General features: G+C 44.2%; 14 protein-coding genes. 10 read left to right on the top strand and 4 right to left on the bottom strand.

The window, feature by feature from the left end; translation table 11 throughout:
- Positions 1-125: 125 nt before the first annotated feature.
- From lolA to I2494_RS13940, 9 genes are all read left to right on the top strand, one after another.
- Complete coding sequence (gene lolA / locus I2494_RS13980; protein WP_218467374.1) at positions 126-737, top strand: outer membrane lipoprotein chaperone LolA; 612 nt, start codon at positions 126-128, stop codon at positions 735-737.
- A 7-nt stretch (positions 738-744) separates the two neighbouring features.
- Positions 745-2,088 carry a replication-associated recombination protein A gene (locus tag I2494_RS13975; RefSeq protein WP_218467373.1) on the top strand — a complete coding sequence of 448 codons (1,344 nt, stop codon included), beginning with the start codon at positions 745-747 and terminating at the stop codon, positions 2,086-2,088.
- A gap of 104 nt (positions 2,089-2,192) precedes the next feature.
- Complete coding sequence (serS, locus tag I2494_RS13970; protein ID WP_218467372.1) at positions 2,193-3,485, top strand: serine--tRNA ligase; 1,293 nt, start codon at positions 2,193-2,195, stop codon at positions 3,483-3,485.
- A gap of 720 nt (positions 3,486-4,205) precedes the next feature.
- A complete protein-coding gene (locus tag I2494_RS13965; protein WP_218467371.1) occupies positions 4,206-6,644 on the top strand; it encodes a DmsA/YnfE/YnfF family dimethyl sulfoxide reductase in 2,439 nt (812 codons plus the stop codon).
- A gap of 10 nt (positions 6,645-6,654) precedes the next feature.
- Positions 6,655-7,275 (top strand): DMSO/selenate family reductase complex B subunit, encoded by a 621-nt coding sequence (locus I2494_RS13960; RefSeq protein ID WP_218467370.1) that lies wholly within the window; start codon positions 6,655-6,657, stop codon positions 7,273-7,275.
- 1 nt (position 7,276) lies between these two features.
- Positions 7,277-8,131 (top strand): DmsC/YnfH family molybdoenzyme membrane anchor subunit, encoded by an 855-nt coding sequence (locus I2494_RS13955; RefSeq protein ID WP_218467369.1) that lies wholly within the window; start codon positions 7,277-7,279, stop codon positions 8,129-8,131.
- Positions 8,132-8,201: 70 nt separating this feature from the next.
- A complete protein-coding gene (dmsD, locus tag I2494_RS13950; RefSeq protein ID WP_218467368.1) occupies positions 8,202-8,843 on the top strand; it encodes a Tat proofreading chaperone DmsD in 642 nt (213 codons plus the stop codon).
- Positions 8,843-9,400 (top strand): ferredoxin-type protein NapF, encoded by a 558-nt coding sequence (napF, locus tag I2494_RS13945; RefSeq protein ID WP_218467367.1) that lies wholly within the window; start codon positions 8,843-8,845, stop codon positions 9,398-9,400. The genes dmsD and napF overlap by 1 nt, the downstream gene beginning before the upstream one ends.
- A 248-nt stretch (positions 9,401-9,648) precedes the next feature.
- Complete coding sequence (locus tag I2494_RS13940; RefSeq protein WP_218467366.1) at positions 9,649-10,794, top strand: MFS transporter; 1,146 nt, start codon at positions 9,649-9,651, stop codon at positions 10,792-10,794.
- A gap of 71 nt (positions 10,795-10,865) precedes the next feature.
- Here I2494_RS13940 and pflA read toward each other — a convergent pair whose 3' ends face one another.
- The 4 genes from pflA to ycaO form a co-directional block, all read right to left on the bottom strand.
- On the bottom strand, positions 10,866-11,609 hold the full coding sequence (gene pflA / locus I2494_RS13935; protein ID WP_218467365.1) for a pyruvate formate lyase 1-activating protein: 744 nt from the start codon (positions 11,607-11,609) through the stop codon (positions 10,866-10,868).
- A gap of 271 nt (positions 11,610-11,880) precedes the next feature.
- Positions 11,881-14,163: a formate C-acetyltransferase gene (pflB, locus tag I2494_RS13930; RefSeq protein WP_218467364.1), complete on the bottom strand. Its 2,283-nt coding sequence runs from the start codon at positions 14,161-14,163 to the stop codon at positions 11,881-11,883.
- Positions 14,164-14,226: 63 nt separating this feature from the next.
- Positions 14,227-15,078 (bottom strand): formate transporter FocA, encoded by an 852-nt coding sequence (focA, locus tag I2494_RS13925; RefSeq protein ID WP_130590818.1) that lies wholly within the window; start codon positions 15,076-15,078, stop codon positions 14,227-14,229.
- Between the two features lie 382 nt (positions 15,079-15,460).
- Positions 15,461-17,236, bottom strand: coding sequence for a 30S ribosomal protein S12 methylthiotransferase accessory factor YcaO (ycaO, locus tag I2494_RS13920; RefSeq protein WP_218467363.1), 1,776 nt, complete (start codon positions 17,234-17,236; stop codon positions 15,461-15,463).
- Between the two features lie 378 nt (positions 17,237-17,614).
- On the opposite strand from ycaO, the gene ansB reads away from it, so the two are divergent.
- Complete coding sequence (ansB, locus tag I2494_RS13915) at positions 17,615-18,664, top strand: L-asparaginase 2 (RefSeq protein ID WP_218467362.1); 1,050 nt, start codon at positions 17,615-17,617, stop codon at positions 18,662-18,664.
- Positions 18,665-18,846: the final 182 nt, after the last annotated feature.

Genomic DNA, 18,846 nt, shown 5'->3' with positions numbered 1-18,846 from the left:
GTAAAAGATCATATACTTACTGATTCAAGACTATACGCGACGGGTGATTGTCAGGTAGAGTTGGCGGTGATATTCAACGCGTTTAATTGACGCTTTATTGATAATAGATGGGAGTAATTGCAACAATGAAGAAATTATTTATCGCCTGTTGCCTGATGTCTGGCCTGGTGTCATCAGCCGTATTGGCTGATGACCGTTCAGACTTGCAGAGTCGTTTAAATAAGGTGAATAGTTTTCATGCCAGTTTCTCTCAGTCAGTGAAAGATGCCGGCGGTGCTGCAATTCAACAGGGAGAGGGTGAACTGTGGGTTAAGCGTCCTAACCTGTTTCGTTGGCATATGACTTCACCGGATGAAAGTATTTTAGTCTCTGATGGTAAAACCCTTTGGTTTTTTAATCCATTTGTTGAGCAGGCAACGGCAACCTGGTTAGACAGCGTTACCGGTGATACGCCATTTATGCTGATCACTCGCAATAGCGCTACTGACTGGAGTAAGTATGATGTAGTGCAAAAAGGCGATGAGTTTGAGTTAAAACCAAAGGCAGCTAAAGGCAACCTTAAAGCATTTTCTATTAATGTGACTGGTGATGGTGTCATTAAAGGTTTTGTTGCGGTAGAACAAGATGGACAACGCAGCACCTATACCTTAAAAGGCCAGCAAAGCGGTTCAGTTGATGCTGCTAAATTCACCTTTACACCACCAAAAGGCGTGACCATCGACGATCAGCGCCAGTGAGGTCTTAGTGAGTACTCTGTCACTCGATTTCTCTCAAAATGAGTTTCAGCCTCTGGCCGCTCGCATGCGGCCCCGGACGCTGGCTGAATACATCGGCCAGCGTCATTTGCTCTCTCCAGGTAAGCCATTACCACGGGCAATAGAAGCTGGACATTTGCACTCAATGATCCTTTGGGGGCCGCCGGGCACCGGAAAAACCACGCTGGCTGAAATCATTGGTCATTATGGTAATGCGGATATCGAACGAATATCCGCAGTAACTTCTGGTATTAAAGAGATTCGCGAATCCATTGAACGGGCGCGTAATAATCGTGATGCCGGTCGAAGAACCATTCTGTTTGTAGATGAAGTTCATCGTTTTAATAAGAGCCAGCAGGATGCTTTTCTGCCTCATGTAGAGGATGGCACCATTACTTTTATTGGCGCAACTACTGAAAACCCTTCATTTGAATTAAACTCGGCTCTGTTATCCCGAGCGAGAGTTTATTTGCTGAAATCTTTGGAAAGCGGTGATATTGAGCAAGTTCTGCTGCAGGCAATGAATGATGATGAGCGGGGATATGGTAAACAGAATATTGTTTTACCCGATGAAACTCGACGCATGTTGTCCGAATTAGTGGGTGGTGATGCTCGTCGGGCACTAAACAGCCTTGAAATGATGGCGGATATGGCCGAGATTTCTGCTGATGGTCAACGTGTTTTAACACCTGAACTGTTAAAAGAGACTTCCGGTGAACGTAGCGCCCGTTTTGATAATAAAGGCGATCGTTATTACGATCTGATTTCCGCACTACATAAATCGGTACGGGGTTCATCACCTGACGCGGCACTTTACTGGTATGCCAGAATAATCACTGCCGGTGGCGACCCGTTGTATGTTGCCCGTCGTTTGCTGGCGATTGCTTCAGAAGATGTTGGTAACGCGGACCCTCGTGGTATGCAGGTGGCAATTGCCGCCTGGGATTGTTTTACTCGCGTAGGCCCGGCAGAAGGCGAAAGAGCTATCGCGCAGGCGATTGTTTATCTGGCCTGTGCACCAAAAAGTAATGCGGTATACAAAGCGTTTAAGGCTGCAATGCAGGATGCCCAACATCAGAAAGATTTTGATGTACCAGAACATTTGCGTAATGCCCCGACTAAATTGATGAAAGAGATGGGGCTTGGTGCAGAGTATCGTTATGCTCATGATGAACCAAACGCTTATGCGGCAGGAGAGAATTATTTTCCACCGGAAATGGCTGGCCAACGTTATTATTTTCCTGAGCCGCGTGGCTTAGAAACCAAGATTGCAGAAAAGCTGAGCTGGTTGGCTGAGCAGGATCAAAATAGCACCATAAAACGCTACCGTTAACCTGTTGGTTGCGGTAAGGTAATTGCGGAAAACTGTCTGCCGGGCTGTCAGTCAGCCGGTACGGCCATCGATTAATATTAAAAATATATAGGCATAGGATTAGCATGCTGGACCCGAATTTATTACGTAATGAGCTAGACGCAACTGCTGAAAAACTGGCTCGCAGAGGTTTTAAACTGGATGTAGATACTTTACGTAAGCAGGAAGAGCGCCGTAAGGTTTTGCAGGTTGAAACAGAATCATTACAAGCTGAGCGTAATGCACGATCGAAGTCCATCGGTGAAGCTAAAGCTCGCGGTGAAGATATTGAAGCGTTACGTCGTGAAGTTAACCAACTGGGCGAAAAGCTGGATGCTGCTAAATCCGAGCTTGAGCAATTACAGTCTGAGATTCACAATTCGGTATCCGTTATTCCTAATATTCCTGATGAGTCAGTACCATTTGGTAAAGATGAACATGATAATCTGGAAGTCAGCCGTTGGGGTGAACCACGCAAATTTGATTTCCCTATTCGCGATCATGTTGATTTAGGCGAAAGTAGTGGCGGATTGGATTTTGCTGCCGCAGTGAAGCTGACCGGTGCACGTTTTGTCGTGATGAAAGGGCAAATTGCGCGTATGCATCGTGCTCTGGCACACTTTATGTTGGATTTGCACACTACCCAGCACGGCTATATGGAAACTTACGTTCCTTATCTGGTTAACCAGGCTACGCTGTTTGGTACCGGGCAATTGCCAAAGTTTGGTGAAGACCTGTTTCACACTAAACCACTGACAGAAGAAGCAGAAACCAGTAACTATGGTCTGATCCCTACTGCAGAAGTTCCGGTTACTAACCTGGTACGTGATGAAATTCTGGATGAAGATCAGTTGCCATTAAAGATGACCGCTCATACACCATGTTTCCGCTCAGAGGCAGGTTCATATGGTCGTGATACTCGTGGTCTGATTCGTATGCACCAGTTTGATAAAGTTGAGCTGGTACAAATCGTTCGTCCTGAAGACTCTATGAACGCGTTAGAAGAGTTGACCGGTCACGCCGAGAAAGTGCTGCAGCTTTTGGGGCTACCTTACCGTAAAGTTTTACTCTGTACTGGTGATATGGGTTTTGGTTCAAGTAAAACTTACGATCTGGAAGTTTGGGTTCCGGCTCAAAACACATACCGTGAGATCTCTTCATGTTCTAACATGTGGGATTTTCAGGCTCGCCGCATGCAGGCTCGCTATCGTGGTAAAAATGATAAGAAAACCACGCTGGTTCATACATTAAATGGTTCTGGTCTGGCAGTGGGTCGTACTCTGGTTGCTATACTGGAAAACTATCAGCAGGCTGATGGTCGAATTGAAGTTCCTGAAGTATTGCGTCCGTATATGGGCGGCCTGGAATATATCGGCTGATAGGTATTCGTTAATCGAATGGCCTCGGGTTTACCCCGGGGCTTTTTTATACGCTTGAAACTATATGCACAATAAATGCAATTTTATTCATATAGTACACATATTGTTTACGGAAAAATCTGTTCATATCTCTGGCTGAAACAAGTGATATATTATATTTAGCTAAAACAGATAAATGAAATCCCTGGATAGTTACTTATCAAATACTAATTTATTCCTGCTATCAGAATTATTATCTGATTAATGATGAGTTGAAATAAGAAACGGTCTGAATTCCATCTAATATAAAGTTTATTAACACCTTCATTTTCTTATTAAAGGATATGGTACACCCCTTCAATAAATAAGAATTATTTTCATTATCCTTTTATTTTTTATATAAATCATAGTGTTAATTGCATTAATTGTTCATGTAATCACAATATTATAACCCGATTATTATTTATTCTAATGTAGACTCTGGCTATTTTAATGCAGTCATAATTGATTGAACGCAATAATTTCTGGCGATGTTAACGTAGTATGTTAGTTGATAGATTAGGTAGGATCGAGTGTGTGAAATGGATGCAGATACCTTCATTGAATAAGCCATTACTTATTCAGTCTGACTTTTTTATTCCTGATATTAGCTATTGCTGACTACCTTTTATATTTACTTTTCCCACAGAGAAGCAATTTAACAGAAACCCATAATCTAACGATAAAATAACAGGTGATTTTATGAGCCTTGACGATCAGAAAAATCCAGTATTGATGCCGGTAAGCCGACGTAAATTCGTGCAAACCAGCGCATTGGGTGGCCTGGCAGTAGCGGCTGGTAGTGTTGCATTACCATTTGGTACCGCGAATGCAGAAGAAACTGTTAGTAACAGTACTGCGCCAGAGGCTAAAACCGTCTGGAGTGCTTGTACCGTAAACTGCGGTAGCCGTTGTCCATTGCGTATGCATGTAGTAAATGGCGAAATTAAGTATGTTGAGACAGACAACACTGGTGATGATGTCTATCAAGACCATCAGGTCAGGGCCTGCCTGCGAGGCCGCTCAATGCGCCGTCGGGTTTATAATCCAGACCGTTTAAAATATCCGATGAAACGCGTTGGTAAGCGTGGCGAAGGTAAATTTAAACGCATTACCTGGGAAGAGGCTTATGATGAAATTGCTAATAATCTGAAGCGTATTATTAAGGATTATGGTAACGAAGCTGTTTATCTTCAATATGCGACCGGGACATTGGGTGGAACGGTAACTCGTTCATGGCCGCCAGGAACGTCACTGATTGCTCGCCTGATGAACTGTTGCGGTGGCTATCTGAACCACTATAACACGTATAGTACAGCGCAAATTACCACTGGCCTGAGTTATACCTATGGCGGTGGCTCCGGCAACAGTATTTCTGATATTGAAAATACCAAACTGGTAGTGATGTTTGGTAATAACCCGGCAGAAACCCGCATGAGCGGTGGCGGCATTACTTATCTGCTGGAGCAAGCCCGGGAAAAGTCTAATGCCAGAATGATTGTCATCGATCCTCGCTATTGTGATACAGCAGCAGGGCGTGAAGATGAGTGGATCCCAATTACGCCAGGTACTGATGCAGCGTTAGTTTCTGCACTGGCTTATGTGATGATCACCGAAAATTTAGTGGATCAGCCGTTCCTGGATAAATATTGTGTAGGTTATGACGAGAAGACATTACCGGCAAGCGCACCAAGCAATGGTCACTATAAAGCATATATCTTGGGTGAAGGAGATGACGGTATTGCTAAAACGCCAGAATGGGCGTCTAAAATTACTGCTATTCCTGCCGATCGTATTATCAAGTTAGCTCGTGAAATTGGTACCGCTAAACCTGCCTATATTTGTCAGGGATGGGGGCCTCAGCGCCATGCGAATGGAGAACAAGTTGCCCGTTCGATAGCTGTATTAGCCTGTCTGACCGGTAATGTGGGGATTACTGGTGGTAACACTGGCGCTCGTGAAGGTTCCTACGCCATTCCATTTGTGCGTTTTCCAACGCTGGAAAACCCGGTTAAAGACAGTATCTCTTTCTTCCTGTGGACCGATGCAATTATGCGTGGCCCGGAAATGACGGCAACCCGTGATGGTGTACGTGGTACCGATAAGCTGAAGCAGCCGATTAAATTTATCTGGAACTATGCTGGTAACAGCATGCTAAACCAGCACTCTGATATCAATAAGACGCTGGAGATTCTTGGTGATGATACCAAGTGTGAAATGGTGGTAGTGATTGAAAACCACATGACAGCCAGCGCTCGCTGTGCTGATATTTTGCTGCCAGACCTGACTACTTCAGAACAGATGGACTTCTGTCTGGATGCCTCATCAGGAAACATGGGCTATGTCATTTTTGCCGATAAAGCTATTGAGCCTCAGTTCGAGTGTCGTTCTATTTATGAGATGACCTCTGAAATTGCCAAGCGTATGGGGGTTGAATCCCAGTTCACCGAAGGCCGTACTCAGGAAGAGTGGTTGCGCCATCTGTATCAACAATCTTGTGAGAAAGATCCGCTGCTGCCTTCGTTTGAAGAGTTCCGCAAAATGGGAATCATCAAGCGCAAAGATCCAGCCGGGCACTTTATTGCCTATAAATCATTCCGTGACGATCCTCAGGCCAATCCATTAGGAACGCCTTCAGGCAAAATCGAGATTTATTCAGAGCGTTTGGCTGAAATGGCTAAAACCTGGGAACTGCCAAAAGGCGATGTGATTTCACCACTGCCTATTCATGTCTCGACTTTTGAAGGGGCAGACGATCCTATGCGTGAAAACTATCCATTGCAGTTGATCGGCTTCCACTATAAAGCACGTTGTCACTCGACTTACGGCAATATCGATGTGTTGAAAGCAGCTGCACGTCAGGAAGTATGGATGAACCCAATTGATGCTCAGAAACGCGGCATTAAAAACGGTGACATGATCCGCATGTTCAATGATCGGGGTGAAACCCAGATTAATGTCAAAGTGACTCCACGTATGATGCCGGGTGTAGTGGCATTAGGTGAGGGTGCCTGGTATACGCCAGACAGCAAAGGTGTCGACCATGCGGGTAGCATTAACGTGCTGACTACGCTTAGACCATCACCGCTGGCGAAAGGTAATCCTCAGCATACAAACTTAGTTGAAGTTGCGAAAGTTTAAGGAGCCGCCAATGACAACACAATATGGTTTTTTTATTGATTCAAGTCGTTGCACGGGCTGTAAAACCTGCGAACTGGCGTGTAAAGACTATAAAGATTTAACTCCGGATGTGAGTTTCCGTCGCATTTATGAATATGCCGGCGGCGACTGGCAAAAAGATGGCGATATCTGGAATCAAAACGTATTTGCTTACTATCTCTCCATTGCATGTAACCACTGTAGCGATCCTGCTTGCGTCAAAGTCTGTCCAAGTGGTGCGATGCATAAAGATGAAAACGGCTTTGTGCTGGTTAATGAAGAGGTTTGTATCGGCTGTCGTTATTGCCATATGGCCTGCCCATATGGTGCTCCACAATATAACGCCGCTAAAGGTCATATGACTAAGTGCGATGGTTGCCATGAGCGAGTGATAAAAGAGGGTAAAAAGCCAATCTGCGTAGAATCTTGTCCTCTACGTGCGCTGGACTTTGGGCCAATTGATGAACTGCGCGAGAAGCACGGTCGTCTGGCTGAGATTGCACCATTACCGGCTGAAAAATATACCCGGCCGAATATTGTGCTGAAACCTAACGCCTGTAGTCGTCCTGTTGGTGACACTACTGGTCATTTATCCAATCCGAAGGAGGTTTGATATGGAACTGGGATGGCATGAATGGCCGTTGATGTTATTCACCGTACTGGGCCAGTGCGCTGTCGGTGGGTTTATTGTTTTAGGCCTGGCACTTCTGTGCAATCAAACAACAGACGAGCAGAGAAAATCGATTCATAAAGGCATGTTCTTTATCTGGGTTCTGATGGGTATTGCGTTTATTGCTTCAGTGATGCACCTGGGAACTATTGCTCGCGCCTTTAATTCGTTAAATCGCGTAGGTGAGTCCGGCCTGAGTAATGAAATTGCTTTAGGCTCTGCGTTCTTTGCCATTGGTGGCTTCTACTGGCTAATTGCAATAATGGGCAAAATGCCTCAGGCGTTGGGTAAAGTTTGGTTGATTATTGGTATGGTTGCTGGCATAGCGTTTGTTTATGCTATGTGCCGTGTATATCAGATCGATACAGTACCAACCTGGCATAACGGTTATACCACGCTGAATTTCTTCCTGACGGTATTCATAGGAGGCCCTCTGTTGGGTTGCCTGTTAAAGAACCGTGACTGCAACTGCAGTGGGAAGTTACTGGCTGCGGTAAGCGTGATTGCTTTGCTGGTCAGCATTGGTTCAGCGTTAATGCAAGGTACCGAACTGGCTGGAATGCATAGCACGGTGACGTCTGCCATGGCGTTGGTACCTCAGTTTGGTAAATTGATGGCTCTGCGTTTAGTTCTGGTCGCTATTGGCCTGGGACTGTGGATTTATCCAATGTTAAAAGGCAATAAGCCAGGAACTCCGGCTATGTTAGCGGGTTTCATTTTGGTAGTTTGCGGTGAAATCATTGGTCGTGCGGTATTTTATAATCTGCATATGACCGTTGGTGTAACCTTTGGTGGTTAATCTGTAATACAATAAATGGCGCTCGAAAGGGCGCTGTTTATTGAGTTTCCAACTGACAGAAAGGTTATCTATGATTTCTCCTGCTACGCCTGGCCTTGCCGATCTTGATGATGTTTCGTTAACGGGTCGGATGCTGGGAGCACTGTTGTATTATGCACCGGATCGACCAGAAGTGATTTCTCTGCTTGAGTTACTCAGTAATGATAACTGGCAAGAAGAATGGCCCTGCGGTGCCATGTCTGAGATAAGAGCGGCAGCGGCGTTAATTAATACCGGATTAAATACCGAGCATCGACAAACCCTGAATGAAGCCTATCAGCGTTTGTTTATTGGGCCTGAGGCATTACCTGCACCACCATGGGGTTCGGTTTATCTGGATCGTGAGAGTGTGGTTTTCGGTAATTCGACGCTGGATCTGCGTCAATGGCAAGCTTCGCTGGGGATTGCAGTTCAACAGCAACTGCGTGAACCGGAAGATCATATTGGTTTACTGTTAATGCTGGCTGCATGGTTGGCAGAAAATCAACCCGGACAACCAGGTATTCTCTTAGGCGAACATGTGTTGCCATGGAGTAGTCGCTTTTTGACGTTACTGGAGGAGAGGGCGGAACACCCTTTCTATCAGGGGATTGCCCGGCTGACCTCCATTACTTTGGCCCACTGGCAACAGCGACTGAATGTTTCTGTAATCACTAAAGATCTATTTTTCTGATGGCTATTGATAGTCGAGATGAGAAATACTACAAAGCCTGGATGACTCACCATACGGTGAGTCGTCGGGGTTTACTCCGTGGTTTTTTTAAAGCCGGGCAGCAAACTCAGGCGCGTATTGAACATCAGGATATTGCTCGTCATGCAGGTCGTCCTCCACAAGCGATTGTGGAGTCATTATTTTTACGCTTATGTAATGGTTGTGGAGAGTGTGTATCAGCCTGTCCTTATGGCATTATTGCCATGAATAGTGGCAAGGCTGAACTGCAAATTGAATATGCCGACTGTGACTTTTGCCATAAGTGCGCGGATGTGTGTCAGACCGGGGCACTGGAGTCTCAAGTTACGCCGGATACCGGTCTGAAACCCGTTGTCGGTACCAGTTGCCTGGGGCGGATGGATAATTATTGCCGTTTGTGTGTGATGAGTTGCCCACAGCAAGCGATCGCTTTTGATTCTTTTAATCAGGTAATCGTTGATGAGGTTCGTTGTAATGGTTGTGGAAAGTGTAAACTGGCCTGCTATCACGGTCATATTTCATTAGCGCCTTTAAACTAATTTGGCTTGTTATCGGCCTGCATTGTAGTTATTTCCCTTCTCTTATATTTAATGTGTTTTTATAACAATAAAAACTAATGATCGATACGGCACTGAAAAAAACTAATACTTTGTATTAAAAGTAATTAATACAAAGTAGTTTCAGTCAGCAACAATGAATGTGTAACAATCATTTTTTTGCTAATTGACTTTTAAAACAACAGTGGGATGATGCGCAACAATTTCTCCTTCCCTTGTTTGGCATAAGAATGTCTGCGTTTAGTCGTCCCGTGCTGTTACTGCTGGCCGGGCTGTTGTTATTTACAACATCAATGGCGGTACTGAATACGCTGGTTCCTCTCTGGTTAATTCATGAATCTTTAACTACCTGGCAAGTTGGCATTGTCGGTTCGTCCTATTTCGGCGGAAATTTGTTGGGAACACTGGTAGCGGGGTTCTGTATAAGTACATTAGGGTTTAACCGAACCTATTACTATTCCTGTGCACTTTTTATTGCAGCAACGCTATTGTTGGGCGTATCCGTTGGTTTTGTTAGCTGGAGCCTGTGGCGCCTGTTAGCGGGGGTCGCCTGTGCCGTTATTTGGGTAGTAGTGGAAAGTGCATTATTACGCAGTGGAACCATCAAGACTCGTGGGCTTTTGCTTGCTGCCTATATGGTTATTTACTATGCGGGAACGTTGATAGGGCAGTTGTTATTAGGCGTAGTTCCTACCAATCTGAGTGACATACTGCCCTGGGTGATTGGCTTGCTGTTGCTGGCTGTTTTACCATTGCTGTTTGCCCGCTTCCCTAAACCAGAGCACGCTGATAAAAAACTATCCGTATGGCTGATGTGTCGCCGTCGTGATGCCCGGCTGGGTATTGTTGGCTGTATTATTTCTGGGGTGGTGATTGGTTCACTATATGGTCTGCTGCCGATCTATCTTTCTCATGCTGGTTACAGAGATGCCGATGTGGGTTCCTGGATTACCTTGATGGTAGGTGCCGGTATTGTTGGGCAACTACCCGCAGGTAAGCTGGTTGAACGTTATGGCAGGGTGTTTGTTCTGCGTATTCAGGTGTTTGCTATCATTGTTAGCTCAATGGTGATTATTAGTGGTTATCCCTTGGCTCCCGCGCTGTTTATATTAGGTTTTTCCGGCTTTACGCTCTACCCGGTAGCGATGGCATGGGCTTGTGAAAAAGTGGACACCAGTGAGCTGATAACCATGAATCAGACGCTTTTGTTAAGCTATACGGTAGGAAGTCTGGCGGGACCGGCGTTAACGGCTACATTAATGCAGCACTATTCCGACCGATTATTGTTTGTGGTGATAGCGGTGGCGGCAGCAATATTTTTGATAATGTTGTTTAACCGGGCGCAGCACCATCGTAATCCATTGGCGATGCAGTAAAGCTTAGGGGCATTAATTTTTAAAAAGCCCGTAATAAATTACGGGCTTTTAGCATAAGCGTGGCCTGAATATTAATAGATCACCTTGTGACCGTACTCTTCGAGGATGGATTTTACGCGATCCATGATCTCTTTAGTGGGTGGTTTCACACCATCAAGACCATATTCTTCACCCATAGCAACCCACTTGTGTTTACCTAATTCATGGTAAGGGAGCAGCTCTATTTTCTCGATATTAGTCATATTCTGGGTAAATTCACCCAGCATACGGGCAGATTTTTCATCATCAGACCAGCCGGGAACTACCACATAGCGAATCCAGGTTTTCTGGTTACGTTTAGCTAAATGACGAGCAAATTCCAGAGTACGATGGTTGGATACCCCCACCAGATTTTGATGCACGCTATCATCCAACTGCTTTAAATCCAGCATCACCAGATCGGTTACATCCAACAGTTCATCAATCACTGCATCATAACGACGAACAAAGCCGTTTGTATCCAGACAGGTGTGAATCCCTTCTTTTTTACAGGCGCGGAACCAATCGCGGACAAATTCAGCCTGTAAGATAGCTTCACCACCCGATGCGGTAACACCACCGCCGGAAGCGTTCATAAAGTGGCGATAGGTAACAATCTCTTTCATCAGATCGTCAACCGACACTTCTTTACCGCCGTGAGTATCCCAGGTATCGCGGTTGTGGCAGTAAAGACAACGCATCAGACAACCCTGAAAAAAGACGATAAAACGAATTCCCGGACCGTCGACGGTACCGCAGGATTCAAATGAGTGAATGCGACCATTTACTGCTGACATTACGGTGTACTCCAAAATTGACCCACCAAAAGGGCCCAACGTGTTTGCTTCTGAGACAGTCAGTCTTTGTCATCGAATAAATTTTTTTGACCAGACTATCTGTTAATTGTGTTTTTCAGTTTATCAAATTAACGAGTTGCTTTGGTTGAACCTCTATTCTATGACATTCTGGTTAAGATTTCTTTTAAAGCTGGTGTTTTTATTATTAATGAAAAAAGCCCTGCAAAATATTGCAGGGCTTCATTTTCAGAGCATTTTCAAACTAATTAAATTAGATAGTTTGAGTGAATGTCCGGGTAATAACGTCTTGTTGCTGTTCTTTAGTCAGTGCGTTAAAACGCACTGCATAACCAGATACGCGGATGGTTAACTGAGGATATTTCTCAGGATTTTCCATAGCGTCTAACAGCATTTCGCGGTTCATAACGTTAACGTTCAGGTGTTGACCACCTTCAATGCTGGCTTCGTGGTGGAAGTAACCATCCATCAGGCCTGCAAGGTTAGCTTTACGAACATCGTCATCTTTACCCAGTGCATTTGGAACGATAGAGAAGGTATAAGAAATACCATCTTTTGCGTAAGCAAATGGCAGTTTAGCAACAGAAGTCAGAGAGGCAACCGCACCTTTCTGGTCACGACCGTGCATTGGGTTAGCACCTGGTCCGAATGGTGCGCCAGCGCGACGGCCATCTGGGGTGTTACCTGTTTTCTTACCATATACCACGTTTGAAGTGATGGTCAGAACAGACTGAGTAGGGATTGCGTGGCGATAGGTACGCAGTTTCTGAATTTTCTTCATGAAACGTTCTACCAGATCACAAGCGATATCATCAACACGAGAGTCGTTGTTACCGAACTGTGGATATTCACCTTCAATCTCAAAGTCAACTGCCAGACCGTCTTCGTCACGGATTGGTTTAACTTTTGCGTACTTGATAGCAGACAGGGAGTCAGCGGCAACTGACAGACCAGCAATACCACATGCCATGGTGCGAACCACGTCACGATCGTGCAGAGCCATCAGGGCTGCTTCGTAGCTGTATTTGTCATGCATATAGTGAATCACGTTCAGTGCAGTCACGTACTGTTTTGCTAACCAGTCCATGAAATGATCTAAACGGTCCATTACTTTGTCATAATCCAGTACTGCATCGGTCATGGCTGCTTCTTTTGGGCCAACCTGGATCTTCATTTTTTCATCCATACCGCCGTTAATAGCATACAGCATGGTTTTAGCCAGGTTTGCACGAGCACCGAAGAACTGCATTTGTTTACCAACGATCATTGGGCTTACGCAGCAAGCGATAGCATAGTCATCGTTGTTAAAGTCAGGACGCATCAGGTCATCGTTCTCATATTGTACAGATGAGGTATCGATAGACACTTTAGCCGCATACTTTTTAAATGCGATTGGTAACTTCTCAGACCACAGGATGGTCATGTTTGGTTCCGGAGAAGGGCCCATGGTGTACAGCGTGTTCAGGAAACGGAAACTGGTTTTAGATACCAGAGTACGACCATCAACACCCATACCAGCCAGAGATTCTGTTGCCCAAATTGGGTCACCAGAGAACAGCTCATCATATTCAGGAGTACGCAGGAAACGAACCATACGCAGCTTCATCACTAAATGGTCGATCAGCTCTTGAGCTTCGCTTTCAGTGATTAAGCCTTTTTTCATGTCACGTTCGATGTAAACGTCAAGGAACGTTGATACACGACCGAAGGACATTGCCGCACCGTTTTGTGATTTTACTGCTGCCAGGTAGGCGAAGTAAGTCCACTGAACGGCTTCACGAGCATTAGTTGCCGGAGCAGAAATATCACAGCCGTATTTTGCTGCCATTTCTTTCATTTGACCCAGTGCACGATGTTGCTCAGCAATCTCTTCGCGCAGCTGAATAGTCATTTCTAAGTCTTCACCGTTTTCCATTTTCTCTTGCAGAGACTGGAATTGAGCGTATTTGTCAGCCATCAGGAAGTCGATACCATAGACTGCTACACGACGGTAGTCACCGATGATACGGCCACGGCCATAAGCATCTGGCAAGCCGGTTAATACACCGGATTTACGGCAGTTCAGGATGTCTTTGGTATAAACATCAAAAACGCCCTGGTTGTGAGTTTTACGATATTCAGTGAAGATTTTTTTCAGTGATGGATCGAGTTCACGACCATACACCTGACAAGAACCTTCAACCATTTTAATGCCGCCAAATGGAATAATGGCACGCTTTAATGGCGCGTCGGTTTGTAAACCAACGATGGTTTCTAATTCTTTATTGATATAGCCAGCATCATGAGAGGTAATGGTTGAAGCTAGGTCAGTGTCAAAATCGACCGGCGCATGAGTGCGGTTCTCGATTTTGATGCCTTCCATCACTTTATCCCATAGCTTGTCAGTCGCATCAGTTGCGCCAGCCAGGAAAGATTCATCACCTTCATATGGGGTGTAGTTTTTTTGGATAAAGTCACGAACGTCAACATTATGTTTCCAGTCGCCTTCTTTAAACCCTTCCCACGCTTTGACAAACTTTTGGTTAAGCTCGGTCATTTTTTACCTACCTTTCGTATTCTAAGGAAATTGAATTAACCTTTTATTGAAGGAAGCGTCGAACTAGTGCTTCCCACCACGTAAATACATTGCCCAAAAAGGCAAACCTACCATTAACCCACCGATGATGTTACCGATTGTCACGGGGATTAAGTTGTCTATAACAAAGTTACTAACAGTCAGGCTTGGAAATTGCTCCGGAGTGGCGTTAATCATGTGCCAGAACTCAGGAGATGCAAAATTCTTAATAACGATTCCCATTGGAATCATAAACATGTTTGCAATGCTGTGCTCAAAACCGCTGGCAACAAACATCGCTACGGGAAGGATCATGACCAGCATTTTATCGGTCAAACTGCGCCCGGCGTAGCTCATCCATACTGCTAAACAGACCATCAGGTTAGCTAGTGTACCAAGAGCAACCGCTTCTACAAAGGTGTGATGTAGTTTGTGGTCAGCCGTTTGAAGTACATTTAGCCCCCAAAGCCCGTTAGCGGCAGTGATTTGGCCTGCTAAAAATATAATAGCAACAAAGAATAGAGCGCCAACCAAATTGCCTAAATAAACATTGATCCAGTTACGAATCATTTGACCCCAGGTAATGTGATTGGTTGCTTTAGCAATACAGGTCATTACCGTTGAGGTGAAGAGGTCGGTGCCACAGGCAACAACCAACATCAAACCTAAAGAGAAGCAGACGCCACCTAAAAATTTAGCCACGCCAAAAGGAACATTAGCTGTTCCGGTGGTAGCGGTAATATAGAAGACAAATGCGATGGAAATAAATGCACCAGCTAATATTGCTGAGCAGAATGTAATAGCTGGATGTTTTGTAGCTTTATATATTCCCGCATTCTCGGCAACCTGAGCCATGGCGGCGGGTGATAATGCTGCGATAGGATTATCTGTTTTCACTTAATAATATCTCTGCGCCTAAATAAAGACTGAAGACTAAATTGCTTGGTGATACTAACAAAGCAGTATACTGCAAAAATTGATACTGATCATGATGAGTAAAATGAATAATTGTAAAAAAGGGCGTGAAAAAGTATTTTTTTAACATATCTCATTGATTAATATGTATAAAAACTTTTTTAATGTTTGCAAAATAATTTTAATCAATAGCTGAAACGATATCAGGTTCTGTTAATAAATTATAAATTATGTATTCAATTAAAATTTATTAATTATATATTTTTACTTTTATTTAACATTGATTCTTATTATTTCACTTTTAAAAGAGATGCTAACAAGACTCTCTATATTTTATAAAGAGTCTTGTTATTTGGTCATTTATTTAAGACAGCCGCTTAGCCGCCTGTAATTTATTGTATGCATCCAGTAAAGAGCTGTGTGTAGCCAGTTGAGTTAGATCTTGATCTACATCAAAAATACCGTGAAAGCGTTGTATTCCACGAATATTATCCCACACGGTTGCTACAGTATCTTCACCATACATACGGTTAAATGCCGGGTTGTACTGCTCCGGATCGCGTTCTTCAGCGTCTACTTGCATTAATAGCAAGGTCTGCAGGCAGCGATAGTAGTTGCGACGTTCGTCACTAAATAGTGAAGCGTTGAACTCTTGAGTCCATTCAACCCAACTTAGTGCCTGATCCATATCACCACCGGCGAGCGCCAGCATGGATTTAAGTTCACCTATACGCAGGCTACTCCAAACATTATTTGAGCCGGTTGCCATGCCCAGTAATTCACGCACGCGTACAAAGTCGTCCAGACCTTCCTGATCTATCTGTTCAATTAAAGCCAGATACTCCTCTGGCTGCCACTGGCTGGAAGGCAGACTTAAGATAGTATCTCTTAAATGTTGGCCCATATTGTTATTGGCTAATACCAGGTCTTCAGCAGGATAGATATCAGACATACCCGGAGCCAGAATACGGCAGGCATCGACACCTAAATGGGTATAATCAGCAATATAGACTTCCACTTCTTCTTTATTAAAGATAGCCATCATCGTGGCAAACTCTTCTTCAGAAGTTCCACTGAAGTCCCAGCCAACAAATTCATAGTCAGCCTGCTGTTTGAACAGATCCCATGAAATTAAACCGCTGGAATCAATAAAATGGGTTTCCAGATTGGCGTATTCGCCCACTTCTTCGTTATCAAATGTTGGCGCATTGAACACATCCAGATCTTTCAGGCTGCGACCCTGTAGCAGCTCGGTAACGGTACGCTCTAAAGCGACGCCAAAATCTGGGTGAGCGCCAAATGAAGCAAAGCAGGTTCCATTGGCGGGATTAAATAGCACAACACAGATAACAGGGTACTGACCACCCAGTGAAGCATCATAAGCAAATATTGGGAAGCCTTCAGCTTCAAGCGTGGTTATTGCTTCTTTTACCGGAGGATAAAGATTGATCATTGCCTGTGGAATTTCTGGCAGGCTAATAGCTTCAGCGATAATGCGATTTTTTACGAAACGCTCAAAAATTTCTGACAACGCCTGAACCCGCGCTTCACTGCGGTTATTACCGGCAGACATCCCGTTAGAGACATAAAGGTTGCCGATAATATTCATTGGAATGTATACCGTTTCCAGATCGGATTGACGAACAAACGGTAGGGCGCAGATGCCGCGATCGACATTGCCAGACTGTAAATCAACCAGTTCGGTAGCGGTCAGGCTCTGATCAGGATCGTAGAAGGCGTGCAGATGAGGGTCTAAGATCCCTTCAGGTAAGCTGTTGTCCGGCGAAACAGGAAACCATTTCTCATTGGGATAGTGAACAAAATCACCTTCCGAAATAGTTTTACCTAAATAGAAATCTGCAAAAAAATAGTTAGTGGATAACCGCTCAAAATATTCACCCAGAGCAGAAGCCAGAGCAGCTTTTCGGGTTGCACCTTTTCCGTTGGTAAAACAGAGTGGACAATCCTTATCACGTATATGTACCGACCAAACATTTGGAACCGGGCTAAGCCAGGAAGCCTCTTCTATATTGAACCCTAATTGTGTCAGCTTTTGTTGAAAACGAGAGATGGAGTCTTCCAGTGCTGCATCTTTACCGGGAATAAATGTTTGCGTTGTCGCAGAAGTGATTGTTTGCATTAATGTTTAGGCTCTTGATTTTAATGGGATTATCCATTTCTGTTTCGTCAGTTTAACGATCCGGCATCATACGGGGTTTTTGGTCATAGCTCCATAGTGCGTAGTGCAATAATTAATTAGCTCAATGATTCAATAAATGTTAGTTCTCGGGCGTAATGTCACAGAAAAAAAATAGAATACTCAGATAATACAGTGAGTTTCAGAATATTAATGAATTTTTAGGTGTCAGAACTTAATTACGTAGGGTTATAATTTTTCGCGTAAGTGATTAACTTCCAACATGTTAGTATTTTTGTTGTTTCATGATTGACTATTTAAAACGTATCAATAACTCATCCTGATTTTTACTTTAAGAATAACGAAGATAGGAGATTAAGTATGTCAGTGTTTAAGAAGACTGCTCTTGGTGCTTTGCTTTGTTGTATCGCCGTACCTGCGTTAGCAAAATTACCTACTATTACCGTGCTGGCAACAGGCGGAACCATTGCTGGCGGAGGCGTTTCAGAAACACAATCCAATTATGTTGCCGGGCAGTTTGGTGTTGAACGTTTAGTAGATGCTGTTCCACAGTTAAAAGAAATTGCTGATATTAAAGGAGAACAGATTGTTAATATCGGTTCACAGGATATGAATGATGAAGTCTGGCTTAAGTTAGCCAAAACTATCAATGAACGTTGTGACAGTAGTGATGGCTTCGTGATTACTCACGGTACCGATACGATGGAAGAAACCTCTTACTTCCTTAATCTGACGGTAAAATGTAATAAGCCAGTGGTCATGGTTGGAGCAATGCGCCCGGCTACGGCTATGAGCGCAGATGGCCCATTCAATCTTTATAACGCCGTGGTCGTTGCTTCCGATAAGAATTCTGCAGGTCGTGGCGTATTGGTGGCGATGAATGATGTGGTTGTTGGTGGTCGGGATGTAACGAAAACCAGTACTACCGGCGTTCAGACTTTCCAGGCGGTCAATTATGGGCCACTGGGATACATCCATAATGGCAAGGTTGACTATCAGCGGATGCCAACACGTGCTCATGCACCAGAGGCACCGTTTGATGTAAGTAAACTAACCGAGCTACCAAAAGTCGACATTATCTATAGTTATGCAAATGCTTCGGCGGCCCCGGTTAAAGCCTTACTGGCTGATGGTACCAAAGGTATTGTTACCGCAGGTGTGGGTAACGGTAACTTATATAAAACGGTATTCGATGCACTGGTTAATGCCAGAGAGCAAGGGACTGTAGTGGTTCGTTCTTCACGCGTGCCGACGGGGTCTACAACTCAGGATGCAGAAATTGATGACGTTAAATACGGTTTCGTTGCATCAGGCACCCTGAATCCGCAAAAAGCACGAGTGTTGCTGCAGTTGGCATTGACTAAAACTCAAGATCCGACCGAAATTCAGAAGATGTTCAATGAGTATTAATGAATAAATTTTAATGATTAGTCTTTAGTCATAGCGGATGCCAGTATGACAAATGGTGTCCGCTATTTTTTTACTTTCTTCAGGTGACCGGAACATTTGTTGTTTCTCATCTAATGACGATGAATATCGCCATCCAGTTGCTGCTTTTAGTTAATTCATTCGCTTTCTTTGCTATCTACAAC

The sequence above is a fragment of the Limnobaculum allomyrinae genome, from assembly GCF_016649425.1.
Classification (GTDB): domain Bacteria; phylum Pseudomonadota; class Gammaproteobacteria; order Enterobacterales; family Enterobacteriaceae; genus Limnobaculum; species Limnobaculum allomyrinae.
The sequence above is the reverse complement of the archived record's forward strand: the minus strand, read 5'-3'. Positions and strand labels throughout refer to the sequence as shown.